19 protein-coding genes are annotated in these 17319 nt (G+C 59.1%); 12 read left to right on the forward strand and 7 right to left on the reverse strand.

Annotated features, from left to right (window positions below):
• The first annotated feature begins 23 nt into the window (after positions 1–23).
• On the forward strand, positions 24–1154 hold the full coding sequence (locus tag DXY33_RS08810; protein ID WP_170951004.1) for an LptF/LptG family permease: 1131 nt from the start codon (positions 24–26) through the stop codon (positions 1152–1154).
• Between the two features lie 38 nt (positions 1155–1192).
• The gene (gene ccsB / locus DXY33_RS08815) at positions 1193–2107 is read left to right on the forward strand and encodes a c-type cytochrome biogenesis protein CcsB (protein WP_115132563.1); all 915 of its coding nucleotides are present in this window, start codon (positions 1193–1195) and stop codon (positions 2105–2107) included.
• 815 nt (positions 2108–2922) lie between these two features.
• Here ccsB and DXY33_RS12840 read toward each other — a convergent pair.
• Positions 2923–3051, reverse strand: coding sequence for a hypothetical protein (locus DXY33_RS12840; RefSeq protein ID WP_256377195.1), 129 nt, complete (start codon positions 3049–3051; stop codon positions 2923–2925).
• A 154-nt stretch (positions 3052–3205) separates the two neighbouring features.
• Entirely contained in the window at positions 3206–3889 is a 684-nt protein-coding gene (gene rpe / locus DXY33_RS08825) for a ribulose-phosphate 3-epimerase (RefSeq protein WP_115008971.1), read from the reverse strand.
• A 150-nt stretch (positions 3890–4039) separates the two neighbouring features.
• On the opposite strand from rpe, the gene glpX reads away from it, so the two are divergent.
• From glpX to DXY33_RS08860, 7 genes are all read left to right on the forward strand, one after another.
• Positions 4040–5044, forward strand: a complete 1005-nt coding sequence (glpX, locus tag DXY33_RS08830; RefSeq protein WP_006851350.1) for a class II fructose-bisphosphatase — start codon at positions 4040–4042, stop codon at positions 5042–5044.
• 31 nt (positions 5045–5075) lie between these two features.
• The gene (locus DXY33_RS08835) at positions 5076–6374 is read left to right on the forward strand and encodes a glutamyl-tRNA reductase (RefSeq protein ID WP_115132565.1); all 1299 of its coding nucleotides are present in this window, start codon (positions 5076–5078) and stop codon (positions 6372–6374) included.
• A 121-nt stretch (positions 6375–6495) separates the two neighbouring features.
• Positions 6496–7791: a glucose-1-phosphate adenylyltransferase gene (locus DXY33_RS08840; RefSeq protein ID WP_115132566.1), complete on the forward strand. Its 1296-nt coding sequence runs from the start codon at positions 6496–6498 to the stop codon at positions 7789–7791.
• Between the two features lie 134 nt (positions 7792–7925).
• Positions 7926–9344, forward strand: a complete 1419-nt coding sequence (gndA, locus tag DXY33_RS08845; protein ID WP_115008972.1) for an NADP-dependent phosphogluconate dehydrogenase — start codon at positions 7926–7928, stop codon at positions 9342–9344.
• Positions 9345–9355: 11 nt separating this feature from the next.
• Positions 9356–10069 (forward strand): 6-phosphogluconolactonase, encoded by a 714-nt coding sequence (pgl, locus tag DXY33_RS08850; protein ID WP_115132567.1) that lies wholly within the window; start codon positions 9356–9358, stop codon positions 10067–10069.
• Positions 10050–10610, forward strand: a complete 561-nt coding sequence (locus DXY33_RS08855) for a CIA30 family protein (protein WP_115008973.1) — start codon at positions 10050–10052, stop codon at positions 10608–10610. The genes pgl and DXY33_RS08855 overlap by 20 nt, the downstream gene beginning before the upstream one ends.
• Positions 10611–10614: 4 nt before the next feature.
• Complete coding sequence (locus DXY33_RS08860) at positions 10615–10983, forward strand: hypothetical protein (protein WP_115132568.1); 369 nt, start codon at positions 10615–10617, stop codon at positions 10981–10983.
• 11 nt (positions 10984–10994) lie between these two features.
• On the opposite strand, the gene ilvD is transcribed toward DXY33_RS08860, so the two are convergent.
• From ilvD to DXY33_RS08875, 3 genes are read right to left on the reverse strand one after another with little or no spacing between them, the layout of a single operon-like run.
• Positions 10995–12668: a dihydroxy-acid dehydratase gene (gene ilvD / locus DXY33_RS08865; RefSeq protein WP_115132569.1), complete on the reverse strand. Its 1674-nt coding sequence runs from the start codon at positions 12666–12668 to the stop codon at positions 10995–10997.
• Positions 12669–12712: 44 nt separating this feature from the next.
• Positions 12713–12991: a hypothetical protein gene (locus tag DXY33_RS08870; RefSeq protein WP_115132570.1), complete on the reverse strand. Its 279-nt coding sequence runs from the start codon at positions 12989–12991 to the stop codon at positions 12713–12715.
• 36 nt (positions 12992–13027) lie between these two features.
• Entirely contained in the window at positions 13028–13633 is a 606-nt protein-coding gene (locus tag DXY33_RS08875; protein ID WP_115132571.1) for a uracil phosphoribosyltransferase, read from the reverse strand.
• A gap of 73 nt (positions 13634–13706) precedes the next feature.
• Here DXY33_RS08875 and DXY33_RS08880 point away from each other — a divergent pair, with 73 nt between their 5' ends.
• Positions 13707–14198, forward strand: a complete 492-nt coding sequence (locus DXY33_RS08880) for a pentapeptide repeat-containing protein (protein WP_371634792.1) — start codon at positions 13707–13709, stop codon at positions 14196–14198.
• A 5-nt stretch (positions 14199–14203) separates the two neighbouring features.
• Entirely contained in the window at positions 14204–15328 is a 1125-nt protein-coding gene (gene cobW / locus DXY33_RS08885) for a cobalamin biosynthesis protein CobW (RefSeq protein ID WP_115132573.1), read from the forward strand.
• Here cobW and DXY33_RS08890 read toward each other — a convergent pair.
• Positions 15265–16131, reverse strand: a complete 867-nt coding sequence (locus DXY33_RS08890; RefSeq protein WP_115132574.1) for an EamA family transporter — start codon at positions 16129–16131, stop codon at positions 15265–15267. The genes cobW and DXY33_RS08890 overlap by 64 nt on opposite strands.
• A gap of 163 nt (positions 16132–16294) precedes the next feature.
• Positions 16295–16417 (reverse strand): hypothetical protein, encoded by a 123-nt coding sequence (locus DXY33_RS12845; protein WP_256377196.1) that lies wholly within the window; start codon positions 16415–16417, stop codon positions 16295–16297.
• On the opposite strand from DXY33_RS12845, the gene DXY33_RS08895 reads away from it, so the two are divergent.
• Positions 16416–17315: a DUF389 domain-containing protein gene (locus tag DXY33_RS08895; RefSeq protein ID WP_244275972.1), complete on the forward strand. Its 900-nt coding sequence runs from the start codon at positions 16416–16418 to the stop codon at positions 17313–17315. The genes DXY33_RS12845 and DXY33_RS08895 overlap by 2 nt on opposite strands.
• The last annotated feature ends 4 nt before the right edge of the window (positions 17316–17319 follow it).

Raw genomic sequence — 17319 nt, forward strand, 5'->3', positions numbered from 1 at the left:
ATCGTCTCAAACGGGCCACCTGGATGCGGCTGGACCTTCTGGATCGTTGGTTGCTCAAGGAGCTTCTTGGTCCGCTTCTGTTCTTTATCGCCCTGTTCACCCTGTTGCTGCTCACGGGTGGCGTGATGTTTGAACTGGTGCGGCAAATGGTCGATAAGAACCTGCCGATCACAGTTGCAGCTCAGGTGCTCTTGTTCAGCATTCCGCGTTGGTTGGCCTTCTCTGTGCCGATTGGAACGCTGATGGCTTCGCTGTTTGTGTTCACCCGTCTTTCCGCAAACAACGAACTCACCGCCCTGCGCAGCCTCGGCATCACCACGAAGCGGATGATCAGTGCCGCTCTCGCCCTCTCGATGGCGATGACTCTGTTCAGCTTCGTCTTGAACGATGTGGTCGTGCCCCGCAGTGAGCGTTATGCAGAAGTCAGCTTAAAGCGGGGTTTGGGCCAAGCTATAGCTAATAAAAATGGAGAAGACATTATTTACCCTCGATTTGGTAGGCGTACTGGAGTAGCTGGAAAGTCGGCAGATAGAGGCTTATTACAACTGTTTTATTCACGGAAATTTCAGGATGGTGAAATGAAAGATGTAACGGTTCTTGACTTCTCTCGAGCTGGAATTACTCAGATGTTGAGAGCTGATAGGGCTATTTGGAATGAACATCAGGCTGGTTGGTATTTCCTGGATGGACAAATACTCACTTTGATGGCTAATGGAAGCTCTACCAAGGCCGATTTCAAACGTTATCTGTACCCTCTTGACTCAGCTCCTCAGCGCCTGGCAGGAATTGAAGAAGATGCGGTCAACATGACTGTTGCTGAAGCATTGCAGGCCCAGAGGCTCTACGAAGAGGCCGGCAGCATCAAGGAAGCCCGCAAAATCCGTGTGCGAATCCAGGAGAAGTTCACGGTACCGATGGCCTGTCTGGTATTTGGCTTGTTTGGAGCCACCCTCGGTGCTCAGCCCAGTTACCGAAGCAGCCGAAGCTTCTCATTTGTGCTCACCCTCGGCATCATCGCTGTCTATTACGTGATTGGTTTCAGCTTCAGTTCTCTTGGGGTGAAGGGAACCCTTCCACCGGTTCTGGCGGCCTGGCTGCCTGTGATGTTGTTCCTCGGGGCGGGTGGTCTGTTGCTGAAACAGGCCAGTCGCTGATTGGCCGAGGCAGAATCGCCGTGTCTTCTGGAAATGGTGTGCTGAACACGCCCTTTGAGCTGGTCACCAGCCTTGGTTTCGCCGGCTTCGTGTTGCTGCTGCTGGCCATGCCCCTGGCTTTCTGGGCGGTGTCCAGCCAGTCCCGGGCTGTCTTGGTGCGGCTGCTGGTGGCCGTCGCCAACCTTCTGTTCACGGCTCAGCTGATTTTGCGTTGGTGGCAATCCGGCCACTTCCCGATCAGCAACCTCTACGAATCCCTGTGCTTTCTTGCCTGGGCTTGCACGCTCACCCAGCTGCTTGTTGAACGGGCCTGGCCGTCGCCCGTCGTGGCGGCTGCGGCCACCCCCATGGGCCTTGGTTGCATTGCCTTTGCCAGCTTTGCCCTGCCCGATCAATTGCAGTCAGCGGCTCCTCTGGTTCCTGCCCTGCGCTCCAGTTGGTTGGTGATGCATGTGAGCGTGATCATGGTGAGTTACGCCGCTCTGCTGGTGGGATCCCTACTCTCCCTGGCCGTGTTGGTCACCGATCGCGACCAATCCCTTGAACTCAGGAGCAGTTCCATCGGCAGTGGTGGATTTCGTCAGGCGGCCTCAATCGCGAATGGTGGTTCTGTTCAGCTGCAATCGGTTCAGCTGAGCACCAATGAGCAACTCGACAGCCTCAGTTACCGCACGATCACGGTTGGGTTCCTGATGCTCACAGTGGGCATCGTGAGTGGTGCAGTTTGGGCCAATGAAGCCTGGGGCAGCTACTGGAGCTGGGATCCCAAGGAAACCTGGGCCTTGATTTGCTGGCTGGTGTATGCCGCTTATCTGCACACCCGCCTCAGCCGCGGTTGGCAGGGCCGACGCCCAGCTCTTGTTGCCGTTGTTGGTCTTGTGGTGATCGCTGTTTGCTACATCGGCGTCAATCTGTTGGGCATTGGTTTGCACAGCTACGGCTGGTTTTTCTGAACTCCAGTGAACAACGAGGCATGCTCTCAAGCCACAACTTTCACCCTCAGATGAGGGATTTATCTCCCTGTCCAGATACCCCATCTTAGGGATCTTTCACTATGGACAGCATCCTGTCGATGTATGACTGATAGTGAAAGTTTTCGCCACGAAAAAATTAAGGCCCAGTAGGAAGGAATAAATCAAAGCCCTCGGGGGCTTCCTCTTACTGAGACGAGCGATGCCGGGTCGTTTGATGGGAGGTTTCGCTCTCCTCTGCTTCAGAGCGCAGATAACGCTTCCGCTGCGCCGATTCCAGGCCAGACAGCAAGACAGCGCGTCTTGAAGGTGCAACCCGCTGAGGCCGATCAAGACCCCGAAGCAGTGGATGGATGCCTCGTCTGCTCATGCTGTTCCCCCGGATATGCGTGAATCTCGCGCCGTGACCTGTGGTCCATCGCGTGACTGAATAATTCCATGATCTTCAGTCTTGTTTTGTGATCCACGTCACTGATTGGCGTGATGCCCTTCCAAGTTGTTGTTGGCTTCTCAGGACATGCATCAAGCCAACGGGCAAAAAGGAAGGCCACCCCTGCGAAGGGATGGCCTAAACCTTGTTGGCGTTCTTTGAAGCTGAACGAAGCATCTGGCTGTATGGCTTGTCACACCAGTCAGGCAGCTTCTAGATCTTGCTCAGTTGGACCGTCGTCACGCATTGGACATCTCCGACTTCGACTCTCCCTGTCTCCTCCAGAGGAGATGTTTTGATCATCCGTATTTCAACTCAGCGGCAGGGAAGAGAGCCTGGGCCTGCGCGATGCGCAAAGTCAACGGAACTATTGAGCCAAGTGTTGAAGGACCGCACCGATATTCATGCTCCCTTTGAGATATCCGGCAAAAGCTAATGCGATCACACCAGCATTCAGCGCCAGGAAGGCGGCAACCAATTTGACTTCATCATTCATCCGTTGATTATCGGAGGCCTGTTCGCATCACTGTGGCCATCAAATCTTTGGAGATGTTGAAACTGTTCGAGCGCTGGGTTCTTTCTTGAAGTGCTCATAAAAAAAGCCCGGCATCGGTTGCCGGGCTTGTGGCGTTCAGTTGACGGTCTGCTGATCAGGCAAGGACGGCTTCCTTGCTGCTGCTGTTGCGGATGCCCTTGATCGCTTCGGCGTAATCGGGCTGGTTGAACACACCGGAGCCGGACACAATCGCGTTAGCACCTGCTTCGATCACCTTCCAGGCATTGCCGGCTTTGATGCCGCCATCCACTTCGATCCAGGGATCGAGACCCTTCTCGTCGCACATGCGGCGCAGGTCGCGAATTTTCTGAACCTGGTTCTCGATGAAGCTCTGGCCCCCGAAACCGGGGTTCACGCTCATGATCAGCACCAGATCGCAGAGCTCAAGGCAGTACTCGAGGGTGTCGATCGGTGTTGATGGGTTAAGGACTGCACCTGCTTTTTTGCCCAGGTCCTTGATCTGAGCCAGGTTGCGGTGCAGATGAGGGCAGGCTTCAACCTGCACGGAAATGATGTCGGCACCGGCTTTGGCGAAGTCGGGGACGTACTTCTCCGGCTCAACGATCATCAGGTGAACGTCCAGGGGCTTCTGGGTTACCGGCCGTAGCGCCTCAACAATCAGCGGTCCAATGGTGATGTTCGGAACAAAGCGGCCGTCCATCACATCCACATGGATCCAATCCGCACCGGCTTCGTCCACGGCTTTCACTTCTTCGCCGAGGCGTGCGAAGTCAGCCGACAGGATTGACGGCGAGATCACCAGGGGCTTGGTGCTCATGGATGAGGAGCGCGAAGTGCCGGGAGATTTTAGGGACTCCTGCAACCACTGATACAGTGAGCCGCGCTCAGACGTCGAGATCCACTGCGGCGACGGCCAACTGCCCGTCCAGGAGATCTCGCCAACCCGTCCCACCTCATCCGGAGTCCCGTGGATCAGACCCTCATTCAGGAAATTCTCGAGATCGTCGAGCAGGCCGCCATCGCTTCCGCCTCGCTCTCCGGCAAAGGCCTGAAGGATGAAGCCGATGCATTGGCCGTTGATGCCATGCGCAAGCGCATGAATCAGATCCAGATGCAGGGCCGCATCGTGATCGGCGAGGGTGAACGTGATGAAGCCCCGATGCTTTACATCGGAGAAGAAGTCGGCACCGGCACCGGCCCCGGCGTTGACTTTGCTGTCGACCCTTGCGAAGGCACCAACCTCTGCGCCTTCAACCAGCGCGGCTCCATGGCTGTTCTTGCCGCTTCCGACCGTGGCGGTCTGTTCAACGCCCCCGACTTCTACATGAAGAAGCTGGCTGCTCCTCCGGCAGCCAAGGGCAAGGTGGACATCCGCAAATCAGCCACTGAAAACATCAAGATCCTCAGCGAGTGCCTGGGTCTCCCCGTCGACGAGCTGAACATCGTGGTGATGGACCGCGCCCGTCACAAGGACCTGATCGCTGAGATCCGTGCCACCGGCGCCCGCATCCAGCCCATCTCCGATGGAGACGTTCAGGCCGCCATCGCCTGCGGTTTCGCTGGTACCGGAACCCACTGCCTGATGGGCATCGGTGCTGCCCCTGAAGGTGTGATCTCCGCCGCTGCCATGCGCGCTCTTGGTGGTCACTTCCAGGGCCAACTGGTGTACGACCCTGCGATTGCTCAGACCTCCGAGTGGGCTGACATGACCAAAGAGGGCAACCTGGCGCGTCTCGCTGAGATGGGCATCGCCGATCCCGACAAGGTCTATGAAGCTGAGGAACTGGCCTGCGGCGAGCATGTTTGTTTCGCTGGCAGCGGCATCACGGATGGTCTGCTCTTTGATGGCGTTAAGTTCGAAAAGGACTGCACCCGCACAAGCAGCCTGGTGATCAGCAACCTGGACAACACCTGCCGCTTCACCAACACCGTGCACATCAAAGACGGCGCCCAGAGCATTGCTCTGAGCTGATCGTCATCACCTGGTTGAGAGGAACGTCTTCATGCATATCTCCGTCGTCGGCCTCAGTCATCGAACGGCACCGGTGGAGATCCGGGAACGGCTCAGCATCCCTGAGCAGACCATGGAGACGTCTCTTCAATACCTGCGCGGCAATGAGCAGGTGCTCGAGGCATCGATCCTCAGCACCTGCAACCGCCTTGAGATCTACACCCTGGTCCGCAATCCGGACCTCGGCGTGTCTGCTGTCAGCGACTTCCTCAGCAGCCACTCCGGTCTTGAGACAGGGGAGCTGACGCCCCACCTGTTCAGTTACCACCACGAAGACGCTGTCGACCACCTGATGCGGGTGGCAGCAGGTCTCGACAGCCTTGTGCTGGGGGAAGGTCAAATCCTCTCCCAGGTGAAAAAAATGATGCGGCTCGGCCAGGAGCACAAATCCCTGGGTCCGATCCTGAATCGCTTGCTCACCCAGGCCGTTTCCACCGGCAAACGGGTGCGCAGTGAAACCAACCTCGGAACGGGGGCTGTTTCGATCAGCTCAGCTGCCGTTGAGCTCGCCCAGCTCAAGCTCGGTCAATCCCGAGGTCTGGATCAACTGGTCACCCTTGAAAGCGAGCAGATCGCCGTTGTTGGTGCAGGGCGCATGAGCCGTCTGTTGCTCCAGCACCTTCAGGCCAAAGGTGCCTCGGGTGTTGTTCTGCTCAACCGCACCGTTGAACGGGCCGAGCAGCTGTCGGCTGATTTCCCTGATCTTCCTGTTCAGTGCAGGCCGCTTACGGATCTGGATCAGTACCTGAGCACCTGCTCGCTGATGTTCACCAGCACCGCCGCCGATGATCCGATCATTGATGCCGCACGTCTGGCTCCTCTGAACCGGCGCAGCAAGCTGCGCTTGATTGATATCGGTGTGCCGCGCAACATCGCTGCGGATGCTGCCGATGTGGACGGCGTTGAATCCCACGATGTGGACGACCTACAAGAGGTCGTTGCCCGTAACCAGGAAGCCCGTCAGGCCATGGCCCGCGAGGCTGAGCAGTTGCTTCAGCAAGAAGCGCAGCAGTTCCTCGAGTGGTGGGACAGCCTTGAGGCTGTGCCGACCATCAACCAGCTGCGCTCTTCGATGGAGTCGATCCGTTCGGAGGAACTCCAGAAAGCCCTCAGCCGAATGGGCCCTGATTTCTCAGCCCGGGAACGCAAGGTTGTCGAAGCCTTGAGCAAAGGAATTATCAACAAAATCCTCCACACGCCGGTGACCCAGCTGCGGGCTCCCCAGACCCGTCAGGATCGCCAACAGGCCCTCCGCATTGTCGAACGACTGTTCGATTTGGAAGCTTCTTGAGCTCTTGAGCGATTCAGTCGCGATCTGAATCCCAGTAATCTCGACTGATTCTTCCGAAAGACGGTTTCGAAGCCAAAAACTCCGGTAAGTTCTTGCGGCAACGCCGATTTGGGACAGCGGCATGAAGCGGGTCTTGGCCATCATTCTGGGCGGCGGTGCAGGCACGCGCCTGTATCCGCTTACAAAAATGCGCGCCAAGCCGGCCGTCCCTCTGGCAGGCAAATATCGACTGATTGATATCCCGATTAGCAACTGCATCAACTCCGACATCAACAAGATGTACGTGATGACGCAGTTCAACAGTGCGTCACTGAACCGTCACCTCAGTCAGACATACAACCTCAGCAATTCCTTCGGTGGCGGTTTTGTTGAGGTGCTTGCAGCTCAGCAAACCCCTGACAGTCCCACTTGGTTTGAAGGCACTGCAGACGCAGTGCGCAAATACCAGTGGTTGTTCCAGGAATGGGACGTTGATGAATACCTGATCCTTTCCGGCGACGAGCTCTACCGGATGGATTACAGCCTCTTCATCGAGCACCACCGCCGCTCAGGTGCTGATCTCACCGTTGCTGCCCTTCCCGTTGATCCCAAGCAGGCAGAGGCTTTCGGTCTGATGCGGACCGATGAAAACGGCTCGATCAAGGAGTTCCGCGAGAAGCCCAAGGGTGATTCGCTGCTGGAGATGGCTGTCGACACCTCTCGCTTCGGCCTCAGTGCCGATTCAGCCAAGGAAAGGCCCTATCTGGCCTCGATGGGCATTTACGTCTTCAGCCGTCAGACCCTCTTTGATCTGCTCGACAAACATCCCGGGCACAAGGATTTCGGCAAGGAGATCATTCCCGAGGCTCTCGCGCGGGGCGACAAGCTTCAGAGTTATGTGTTCGACGACTACTGGGAAGACATCGGCACCATCGGTGCATTCTATGAAGCCAACCTCGCGCTGACCCAACAACCCACGCCCCCCTTCAGCTTCTACGACGAGAAATTCCCCATCTACACCCGTCCTCGCTATCTGCCCCCCAGCAAGCTGGTTGATGCCCAGATCACCAACTCGATTGTTGGCGAAGGCTCGATCCTGAAGTCCTGCAGCATCCACCACTGTGTTCTCGGGGTGCGCAGTCGCATTGAAAGTGACTGCGTGCTTCAGGACACGCTGGTGATGGGGGCCGACTTCTTCGAATCTCCAGACGAACGCGCTGTCTTGAAAGAGCGCGGAGGCATTCCTCTTGGCGTCGGCAAGGGCACCACGGTGAAACGCGCCATCCTCGACAAGAACACCCGCATTGGTTCGGGTGTTTCGATCATCAACAAGGACAACGTGGAAGAAGCCGACCGTTCCGATCAGGGCTTCTACATCCGCAACGGCATTGTGGTGGTTCAGAAAAACGCCACCATCGCTGATGGAACGGTGATCTGAGGGCAGCAACCGTTTTCAGGACTGAGCCGACGTCTTTCTGCCGATGGCTCATTCCTGACATTTATTGGTTGATTTGCGGTCGAGTCCAGCCGAGATCAACACACTGAGATCAGTCCTCAGTGGTCCTTCAGGCCATGTCCAAGTCTCACTTCGGCCTCATCGGTCTTGGCGTGATGGGCGAGAACCTCGTCCTGAATGCGGAACGCAACGGTTTCTCCAGCGTTGTCTACAACCGCACCTACGCCAAAACCGAAGACTTCCTCCAGGGGCGTGGCAAGGACAAGAACATTCAGGGCGCCACTGACCTCGAAGATTTCGTTGGCAAGTTGGAGCGCCCCCGCCGGATTTTGATGATGGTGAAGGCGGGGCCTGCCGTCGATGCTGTTGTTGATCAGCTCTCCCCCTATCTCGAAGAAGGCGATCTGCTGATTGATGGAGGCAACTCCGACTACCACGACACCGAACGTCGGGTGAAGCAACTCGAGAGCAAGAGCTTCGGTTTCATCGGTATGGGTGTGTCCGGTGGCGCCAAAGGTGCCCTGGAGGGGCCGAGCATGATGCCCGGAGGAACCAAGACCTCCTATGAAGCCATCGAGGGCCTTGTGAACAAGATGGCGGCTCAGGTCGAAGACGGACCTTGCGTGACCTACATCGGTCCCGGCGGGTCAGGACACCTGGTTAAGACCGTCCACAACGGGATCGAATACGGCATTGAGCAGATCCTTGCCGAGGGCTACGACCTGATGAAGCGGGTCAAAGGAATGACCGGTGTGCAGATGGCCGACGTTCTCGGTCAATGGAATGCCACAGAAGAGTTGTCGTCGTATCTGGTGGAAATCACCGAGGTGTGTCTCCGCACCAAGGATCCCGTCGATGGCACTGATCTGGTGGAAAAAATCACCGATCAGGCTGGCCAGAAGGGCACGGGCCTCTGGACCGTGGTGACGGCGTTGCAGATGGGTGCTTCTGTTCCCACCATCTATGCCTCTCTCAATGCAAGGGTGATGAGCTCGATGAAGCCCCAACGCGTGGCGGCCGAATCGATCCTCAAAGGACCAACCATCAAGGACTTTGACCTGGGAACGCCTGACGATGCCATGGCTCCGCTGATGGATGCCACGGTGCTGAGCTGCATCGCCAGTTATGCCCAGGGCATGGAGCTTCTGCGAATCGCCTCCCAGGACCTCGACTATGAACTCCACATGCCGTCGATCGCTCAGATCTGGAAGGGTGGCTGCATCATTCGGGCCCGTCTGCTGAAGCGCATTCAGGATGCTTTCCACGCGGATCCCCAGCTGCCCAACCTGATGGTTGATCCCTGGTTCGCTGAACAGATCAACCGACGGCTTCCCGGACTGGCTCAAGTGGTGGCCGGTGCCGCCGAGGCCGGTATTCCCGTTCCCTGCTTCAGCAGCACCCTCGACTACATCAACAGCTACCGCTCCGGTCGCCTTCCTCAGAACCTTGTTCAGGCGATGCGCGATTGCTTCGGCTCCCACACCTACCAAAGGGTCGATAAGGAGGGCACGTTCCACACCGAATGGCTCAGCTGAGTGGTTGAGCGATGACCAACTACCGCATCGAGCGGGCGAAGGATCCTCAGGACCTCGCCCGTCAGGCCTGTGAAACTGTTGCCGCCCAAATTGATCTGGCCTTGGATCAACGGGACCGCTGCCAGATCGCTCTCTCCGGTGGGAGCACCCCCGCCAGTGCCTACTCCCTGCTCGGTCAGGAACGGTTGCCCTGGGACCGGGTGGACGTCGTTCTGGGTGACGAGCGCTGGGTGGCTGCCGACGATACGTCCAGCAACGCCGGTATGCTGCGCCGCACCCTTCTCGCACCCGGGCCTGGAGCTTCAGCCGCTTTTCATCCCGTGCCCACCGTGGAACTGGAGAGCCCTGAGGCCAGTGCCCGGGCTTTTGCTGACCAGCTTTCTCAGCTGTGCTCAGGAGCACCACCGGTGTTCGATGTGATGCTGCTGGGCCTGGGGGATGACGGCCACACCGCATCCCTGTTCCCCGGCACCGAGGCTCCAGCGGTGCTGGATCGCTGGACGACCATCGGGCGCGGCAAGGGGTTAGATCGCATCACCATGACGGCTCCTGTGCTTAGTGCCGCCCGTCAGGTGATCTTCCTCGTCAGTGGTGCCGGTAAACAGGAGGCCCTCCGGCGACTGGTCGATCCCTCCGAATCCTCCGATCGCACTCCCGCTCGGCTGGTTCAACCTGCTAGTGATGTGCTGATCCTTGCTGATCAGGATGCAGCCGCCGGCCTCTGAACAGATCCTTTTCCAGGGCAGCGACTTTGCTGACTGGGCCAGCCTGAACGACACGATCATGGGCGGCCGATCCCGTGCCGGTTGCCGCGTGACCCCCGACGGACTCGTGCTGGACGGGGAGCTGGTGGAGACCGGCGGTGGTTTCGTGAGCTGCCGCTCCCCTCGCCTGCAGCCCCCGCTCGATCTGTCCCCTTATTCAGCACTTCAGCTGGATGTTGAGGGTGAGGGACGCACCCTGAAGATTGCCCTTGGTTGCCGGGATGGAGCCATGGGACTCACGGAACTGATTCCCGGTGGTCTCCGCTGGGTGGTGGATGTTGCGACCAAACCGTCCGGTTTGACCCCTGTTGTGGTGCCATTCGCCGACCTCAGACCCACGGTGCGTGCCAAGCCCGTTGGCTTACCGCTGCGCTTCGATCCCAGTGGCATCACCCGCATTCAGGTGTTGCACTCGAAATTCGGTGATGCTGGGGATCTCAATCCGGGGTTTCGCGCTGGCTCCATCCGGGTGCTCATCCGTTCAATCCGCGCCTTGCCCTGAGTCCATGGACCTTCTGGTGTTGATTGCCAAGGCTGCTGACGTTTGCCTCAAGCCCTGGAGCCATGCTGTTGTTCTGATTGATCCTTCGGCTCCAGAACAAATCGACGATCTGCACGTGCGGATTGAATGCCGTGATGGCGACGGCCAGCGTTGCTCTGATCAGGATCTTGAACTGGAGATCTATCGGAGTGGCGATGAGATCAATCTGATGCTGAGCTGGTGGGACCAACCGGAACGTCCGATGCTCTGGCACGGGCGCCATCCGGTCTGGATGGATGGCGCATCGGGGCAGCGCTGTGCGGCACCGCAGGATGCCGCCCCGCTTGAAGCATTGGGTCGGCGCCTACGGGCTCTGGTGCAACCGGCTCTTTGATCGCGCCGAATTCAATCGGCGTGGTCGGTGGTCGCACCCCGGCTTGAGCTGGAGACGAGCCGCGCGTACTTGCCGAGAATTCCGTTGCGGTAACGGGGTTCCGGCTTGCTCCATCCCGCCCGGCGGCGATCCAGTTCCGTGTCATCCACGTTGAGTTGGAGCAGCAGCTGATCAGCATCAACCGTGATGCTGTCGCCTTCTTGAACCAGCCCGATCGTTCCGCCAACGGCGGCTTCAGGAGCCACGTGTCCCACCACCAGGCCATAGGTGCCGCCGCTGAAGCGGCCATCGGTGATCAGGGCGACCTTGTCCCCAAGGCCCTGACCAACGATCGCTGAGGTGGGAGCCAGCATCTCCCGCATGCCCGGTCCACCGACGGGACCCTCGTTGCGGACCACCACCACATCCCCGGCCTGGATCTTTTTGTCGAGGATGGCGGCAAGGCAGTCTTCCTCGCTTTCAAACACCCGCGCCGGGCCGGTGAGAACAGGTGTCTTCACACCGCTGATCTTGGCCACGCTTCCCTCGCTGGCGAGGTTGCCCTTGAGGATGGCGAGGTGTCCTTTGGCGTAAAGCGGATTGCTCAGGGAGCGGATCACGTCCTGCCCGGAGGGCGGCTCCGAGGGCACATCGGCCAGCAACTCCTTCAGGCTATTGCCCTCCACCGTTCGGCAGTCGCCGTGCAGCAAGCCTGCATCCAGCAGCAGCTTCATCACCTGGGGAATGCCGCCGGCGTTGTGCAGATCAACGGTTACGTAGCGGCCACTGGGCTTGAGATCACAGATCACCGGCACCCGCTGACGAATCCGTTCGAAGTCATCGATGCTCAGGTCAACGCCGGCGGTGCGGGCAATGGCCAGCAGGTGCAGCACCGCATTGGTGGAGCCACCCACCGCCATGATCACGCTGATGGCGTTCTCAAAGGCTTCCTTGGTGAGCAGATCCAGGGGGCGGATGTTGGCTTTCACGGCCTCCACCAGCACCTGGGCGGAGCGAGCGGCACTGTCGGCCTTTTCCTCGTCCTCGGCAGCCATCGTGGAGCTGTAGGGGAGGCTGAGACCCATCGTTTCGATGGCGGCACTCATGGTGTTGGCGGTGAACATGCCGCCGCAACTGCCAGCCCCAGGGCAGGCATTTTTCTCAACTGCGGTGAGCTGCTCTTCGTCGATCTTGCCGCTGGTCAGTTGGCCGACCGCTTCAAAAGCGCTCACCACCGTGAGATCACAGCCGCCCAGCTTGCCCGGCTTGATCGTGCCGCCGTAGACGAACACCGAAGGGATGTTCATCCGCGCCATCGCGAGCATGGCGCCGGGCATGTTCTTGTCGCAGCCACCAACGGCTAGCACCCCATCCATGCTCTGGCCATTGCAGGCTGTTTCGATGGCGTCAGCGATCACTTCGCGGCTCACCAGGGAGTACTTCATCCCTTCGGTGCCCATGGAGATTCCATCACTCACGGTGATGGTTCCGAACATCTGTGGCATGCCTCCGGCCTGCCGGGCCGCTTCCTCAGCTCGTTTGGCCAGGTCGTTCAGCCCCACATTGCAGGGGGTGATGGTGCTGTAGCCATTGGCGATGCCCAGGATGGGCTTGCCGAAATCGCTGTCTCCAAAGCCCACGGCCCGCAACATGGCGCGGTTGGGAGACCGCTGAATCCCCTTGGTGACGGCGTCGGAGCGAAGCATGGAACGGAGCGGACCAGTGGCAATCAAGCCAACCTACCGAGCGCTCATCCTTCGCTACCGAGTCCCTCGAGTTGGGCGCGAACGCGGGCGATCTCCGCGTTGAGTTTTTCCACCCGCTCCTCGAGGTGTCCGTTGCCTGCGCTGTCCAGCACTTCGGAACCGTCCTGCATCCGGGGTGCGCGCAACATCGACTTCTGCGCCCTGTAACGCCTGCGCCTGTCGGCTTCGTTGAGGAGCCACCAGGCCAGGCCTGCAGCACCGAGCACTGCTCCGGTGACCAGAGTTGCCAGGGTGCCTGAGCCCGTGTCGTGCTGCTGGGCCATGGGTGCAATCAACCTGCCTGAAGGTTAGTCATGCCCTCAAGATCTGAGGTTCAGCCGTCGCACAGGGTCACCGATTCCCGGACGAATCTCACCCTGCGCCCCCACGCCTTCGTCAATGCAGGCGGTGTGCAGCATTAGGTCTGGAATCGCTTCACCCAACAGCTTCAGTCCAGGACTGGCGCACAGGGCAGTGATCAGCCGCAGCCGCCGTCCATCCACACCCTTGCTCTGGAGCCCTTGCAGAAGTTTGAGGGTGGCCTCACCATCACTGATCTGATCAACAAACAGAATCACCCCGGCGTTGGCTTCGATCTCCTGTGGGCACGACCCCAGGCAGAGGCAGGAATCGGGAAGGACGGATCGTCCTCCCTGCCAAAGCTCGAGGCCTGCTGGCAGCACCGGAATGGCGATCAGCGGTACCGATGCTTCAACGAGGGTGCCTTCGGTGTCCCCATGGAGTCCGGGCACCATCTCCCGGCGATGGGGCAGCCAGTCCCGCAGGGCTTCGTAGGTGAGCCATCGGCCCAGTTCCTGCAGGGCTGTGGCGTAGAGGGCCGCAGGGGTTTCCCGATGCCGAAGCATGGTCAGCCAATGGCCGATCAGGGGATGGGGTGGAACCACCACCCGCAAGCTCATGGCCATATCGACTCGCTCCGCGGACAGTTGCCATAACGTGATTGCTCAAATTACCGGTCTCATGGGCGCCCTTCGACGTATGGCCTCGCTGCTGGCGGTGATCACGCTGGCGTTCAGCACTGTTGTTTGGGCTGAATCAGTGCAGGCCATCACCGCTCCCGAGCTGCGTGGTCAGTTCGCAGTTCAGGAGATCAGCGCCGATATGCACGGTCTTGACCTCAAGGAAAAAGAGTTCCTCAAGGCCGATTTGCGCGAGGTGAATCTCAGCGGCACAGACCTGCGCGGCGCTGTGATCAACACCTCGCAACTGCAGGGGGCCGATCTCCGCGATGCCGATCTCTCCGATGTTGTGAGCTTTGCCAGCCACTTCGAGGGCGCCGATCTCCGGGGGGCCAACTTCACCAACGCGATGATGATGCAGAGCCGTTTCACGGACGCGCAGATCGACGGTGCTGATTTCACCAACGCCGTGATCGACCTCCCCCAACAGCGGGCCCTCTGTGCTCGGGCGGATGGATCCAATCCGATCAGTGGTGTCTCCACCCGTGAGAGCCTGGGCTGCCGCCCTTAATCGTCATGGCTAAGCGTCTGCCGGTGACCGTGATCACCGGATTTCTCGGGGCAGGCAAGACCACGGTTCTCCGCCACCTGCTCACCCGTGGCGGTCAGAGATTGGCTGTGATGGTTAACGAATTCGGCAGCGTTGGGCTTGATGGTGATCTGATTCGCAGCTGCGGCTTTTGTCCTGAGGAGGAGGTGGATGGCCGTTTGGTAGAGCTGAACAACGGCTGCCTCTGCTGCACGGTGCAGGACGACTTCCTGCCAACCATGGAGACATTGCTGGAACGGGCGGATCAATTGGATGGGATCGTTGTTGAAACCAGCGGTCTCGCTTTGCCAAGGCCTCTGCTTCAGGCCCTGGATTGGCCGGCCATTCGCAGCCGTGTGCATGTGAATGGTGTGGTCACGCTGGTGGATGGCGAAGCTTTGGCTGCAGGCAGCCCAGTGGCTGATGCTGAAGCGCTGGAGCGGCAACGGGCCGAGGATCCCAGCCTCGATCACCTCACAGCGATCGACGACTTGTTTGAGGATCAACTCCAGGCCGCTGACCTGGTCTTGATCAGCCGGGCTGATTGCCTGGATGCAACAGCGATGGCTGAGGTGCAGGGGCGGATCAACGACAAAGTGCGCCCAGGTACCGCTCTGCTTCCTGTGTCTCAGGGACAGGTGGAGACATCCGTTGTGTTGGGACTTGAGCACCAGCCCACCCCCCAGGAAGCCCACACCCACCACGACAACGACCACCACCACGACCATCACGACCATCACGACCATCACGACCACAGCCATGTCGACATGGTCGGCAGCAATGTGCGCGTTGAAGGGGCCTTGGACCGTCAGGCCCTCGAGCAGCTGTTGCCCAGCCTCGTGAGCAATCACCAGGTGGTTCGACTCAAGGGGCGTGTCTGGCTGCCCAGCAAAGCACTTCCGCTTCAGATCCAGATGGTGGGTCCGCGATTGAACAGCTGGTTTGAAGCAGCTCCCAGCCATGCCTGGCGTCCCGATCAGGGCTGGGGTGCTGATCTGGTGGTGCTGGCTTTGAACGAGGCTGCAGCTTCGGCCCTGGAATCCGGCCTTCAGAGGCTGGTGCAGGCCACACCGGCCAAGGCCAGCCCCGCGGCAGCCACGCCGGAGAGCTGAATCGGGTCTCCTTCCATTCGGCCTACAAAAAGAGCCATCACTGGTGCCGTAGCCATCAGGGTCACCCCTTCTCCAACGGGCATCGTTTGCAGCACCACCTGTTGCAACAGGATTCCCCCGTTGGTTCCGACCACGGTGGCGATCACAAGCTTCCATTGCTCCCATTGCTTCAGCTTGGTCTGTCTCCAGATCCCTTTGAGGAAGGGAAGAAGACCAAGCCATCCGCCCAGCAGCCGGATCGATGCCGTCTGCAATGGGGTGAGGTCGCCGCTGATCAGCACGTGACGGGCCAGAAAGGCTCCGCTCAGGCCACAGACCACGGCGGTGAGTGCCAACAGCAGCCCGATGCCGAAGTCAGCAGCGCTGCCCCCCCGCTCCCCTTGGCTTGTCTCTTTCGCCTGCATGGCAATGAGAACCACCGCGCTTGAAACCAAAAGCGCGCCGAGACCGTTCTTCACGGCCAGGCTGTCCCCCATCACCAGAACCCCAGCGATGCTGGCCAGCACCGGACCGCTGGCTTCCACGGTGAGGGTTCGTCGGGTGCCAAGTCGCCGCAACGCCCCGAGATAGAAGCTGTCGCCAGCCGCAATGCCGATCAAGCCGCTGATCAACAGCAGCAGAACAGCATGCACTTCGGTGTTGTGCGGAAGTGTGAGCAGAACCGGCAGAAACAGCAGGCTGGCCAAGCCGTTCTTCATGGCGTTGAGCCGGATCGCCGTGACTCGCCCTGATAGCGATCGCCAGAGTGCACTGGCTCCCGTCCAGGCCATGGCTGCTCCAAGGGCCGCCAGTACACCCGTCATGGTCTGGTGTTGATCGTTGTGCAGTCTGCTGCGCAGTCGAGAACTCTGTGCACAATTCAGGAATGTGAGGCCTGGAGACGTGCACCGTGCTGGGGCAATTGCTGGAAACCCTGTCGGGGCATTGAGCGGTTCATCTTGAAAGTCGTGTTCCTCGCACGGAGCTTTATGAAGCGCGGATCGCTTCATCCAAGCCATCGCTTGGTTTTTTCATTCTTTTGATCAGCTCTGGGGTGATCGCCAGCATCGGGCTGATCTCCAACAGCACGGCGGTTGTGATCGGGGCCATGATCGTCGCTCCGCTGATGGACCCCATCCTCAGCCTGGCTGTTGGCTTGGCCGTGAGCGATGGGAAATTGATCCGACGTTCCGCCGTCACCATTGGCTTCGGCGTTCTGGCGGTGATTGGAACCGCGGCGTTGATCAGTTTGGGACTGGGCATCAGCCATGTGCAGTCGGAGATCACCGGCCGCACGTCTCCCAACCTGATCGATCTGGGCATCGCCATCGCGGCGGCCGTTGCCGGGTCGTTCTCGATGACCCGCAAGCAATTGTCGAATTCGATTGCGGGGGTGGCGATTGCTGTCGCCCTTGTGCCACCGCTCTGTGTCAGCGGCATTGGCCTCACGCTCGGCTCGGAAATGGTGGCTGTGTTTGGCCGTGGAACTGTGGCGGGTCTCACCAACCAGATCGCGGAGGGATCGTTTCTGCTTTTTCTGGCGAACCTGATCGGCATCACCGTCACCGGCCTTGTGGTGTTTTTGCTGCAGCGTTACGGCTCATTCCGCAGCTGTTGGCGCAATTTTCTGGTCTGGTTGGGGTTGCTCGGGCTGTTGAGCCTGCCCTTGTCATCGGCATTTCATGACTTCAGTGTGCGGCAGCAGATGGATGCGGAATTTGGTCGCTTCAAAGCAGGACAACTCAAACGTGTAGCCCTCGCGCGAGGCAACCAGAGGTTTTGGTCAAAAGTTCGTCTGATGTACAGCAGCGTGAGTGTTGTTAATAACGAGGCAAGGCTGAATATTGTGCTGAAGGCACCCGAAGACATCTTGGATCAATCCTTTATGAAGGATGTCAATCAGCAGATGTTGAAACGAGCCAAGGACTTCGGCTTGGATGACCTGGACGTCAACATCAGTGTGATTGCCAACCGTGTGTACAAGTTTGATAATCAGTCAATGAACTAACGCA

Origin of the sequence: Synechococcus sp. N26, assembly GCF_900473975.1 — a bacterium.
In the GTDB taxonomy this organism is placed as follows: Bacteria; Cyanobacteriota; Cyanobacteriia; order PCC-6307; family Cyanobiaceae; genus Parasynechococcus.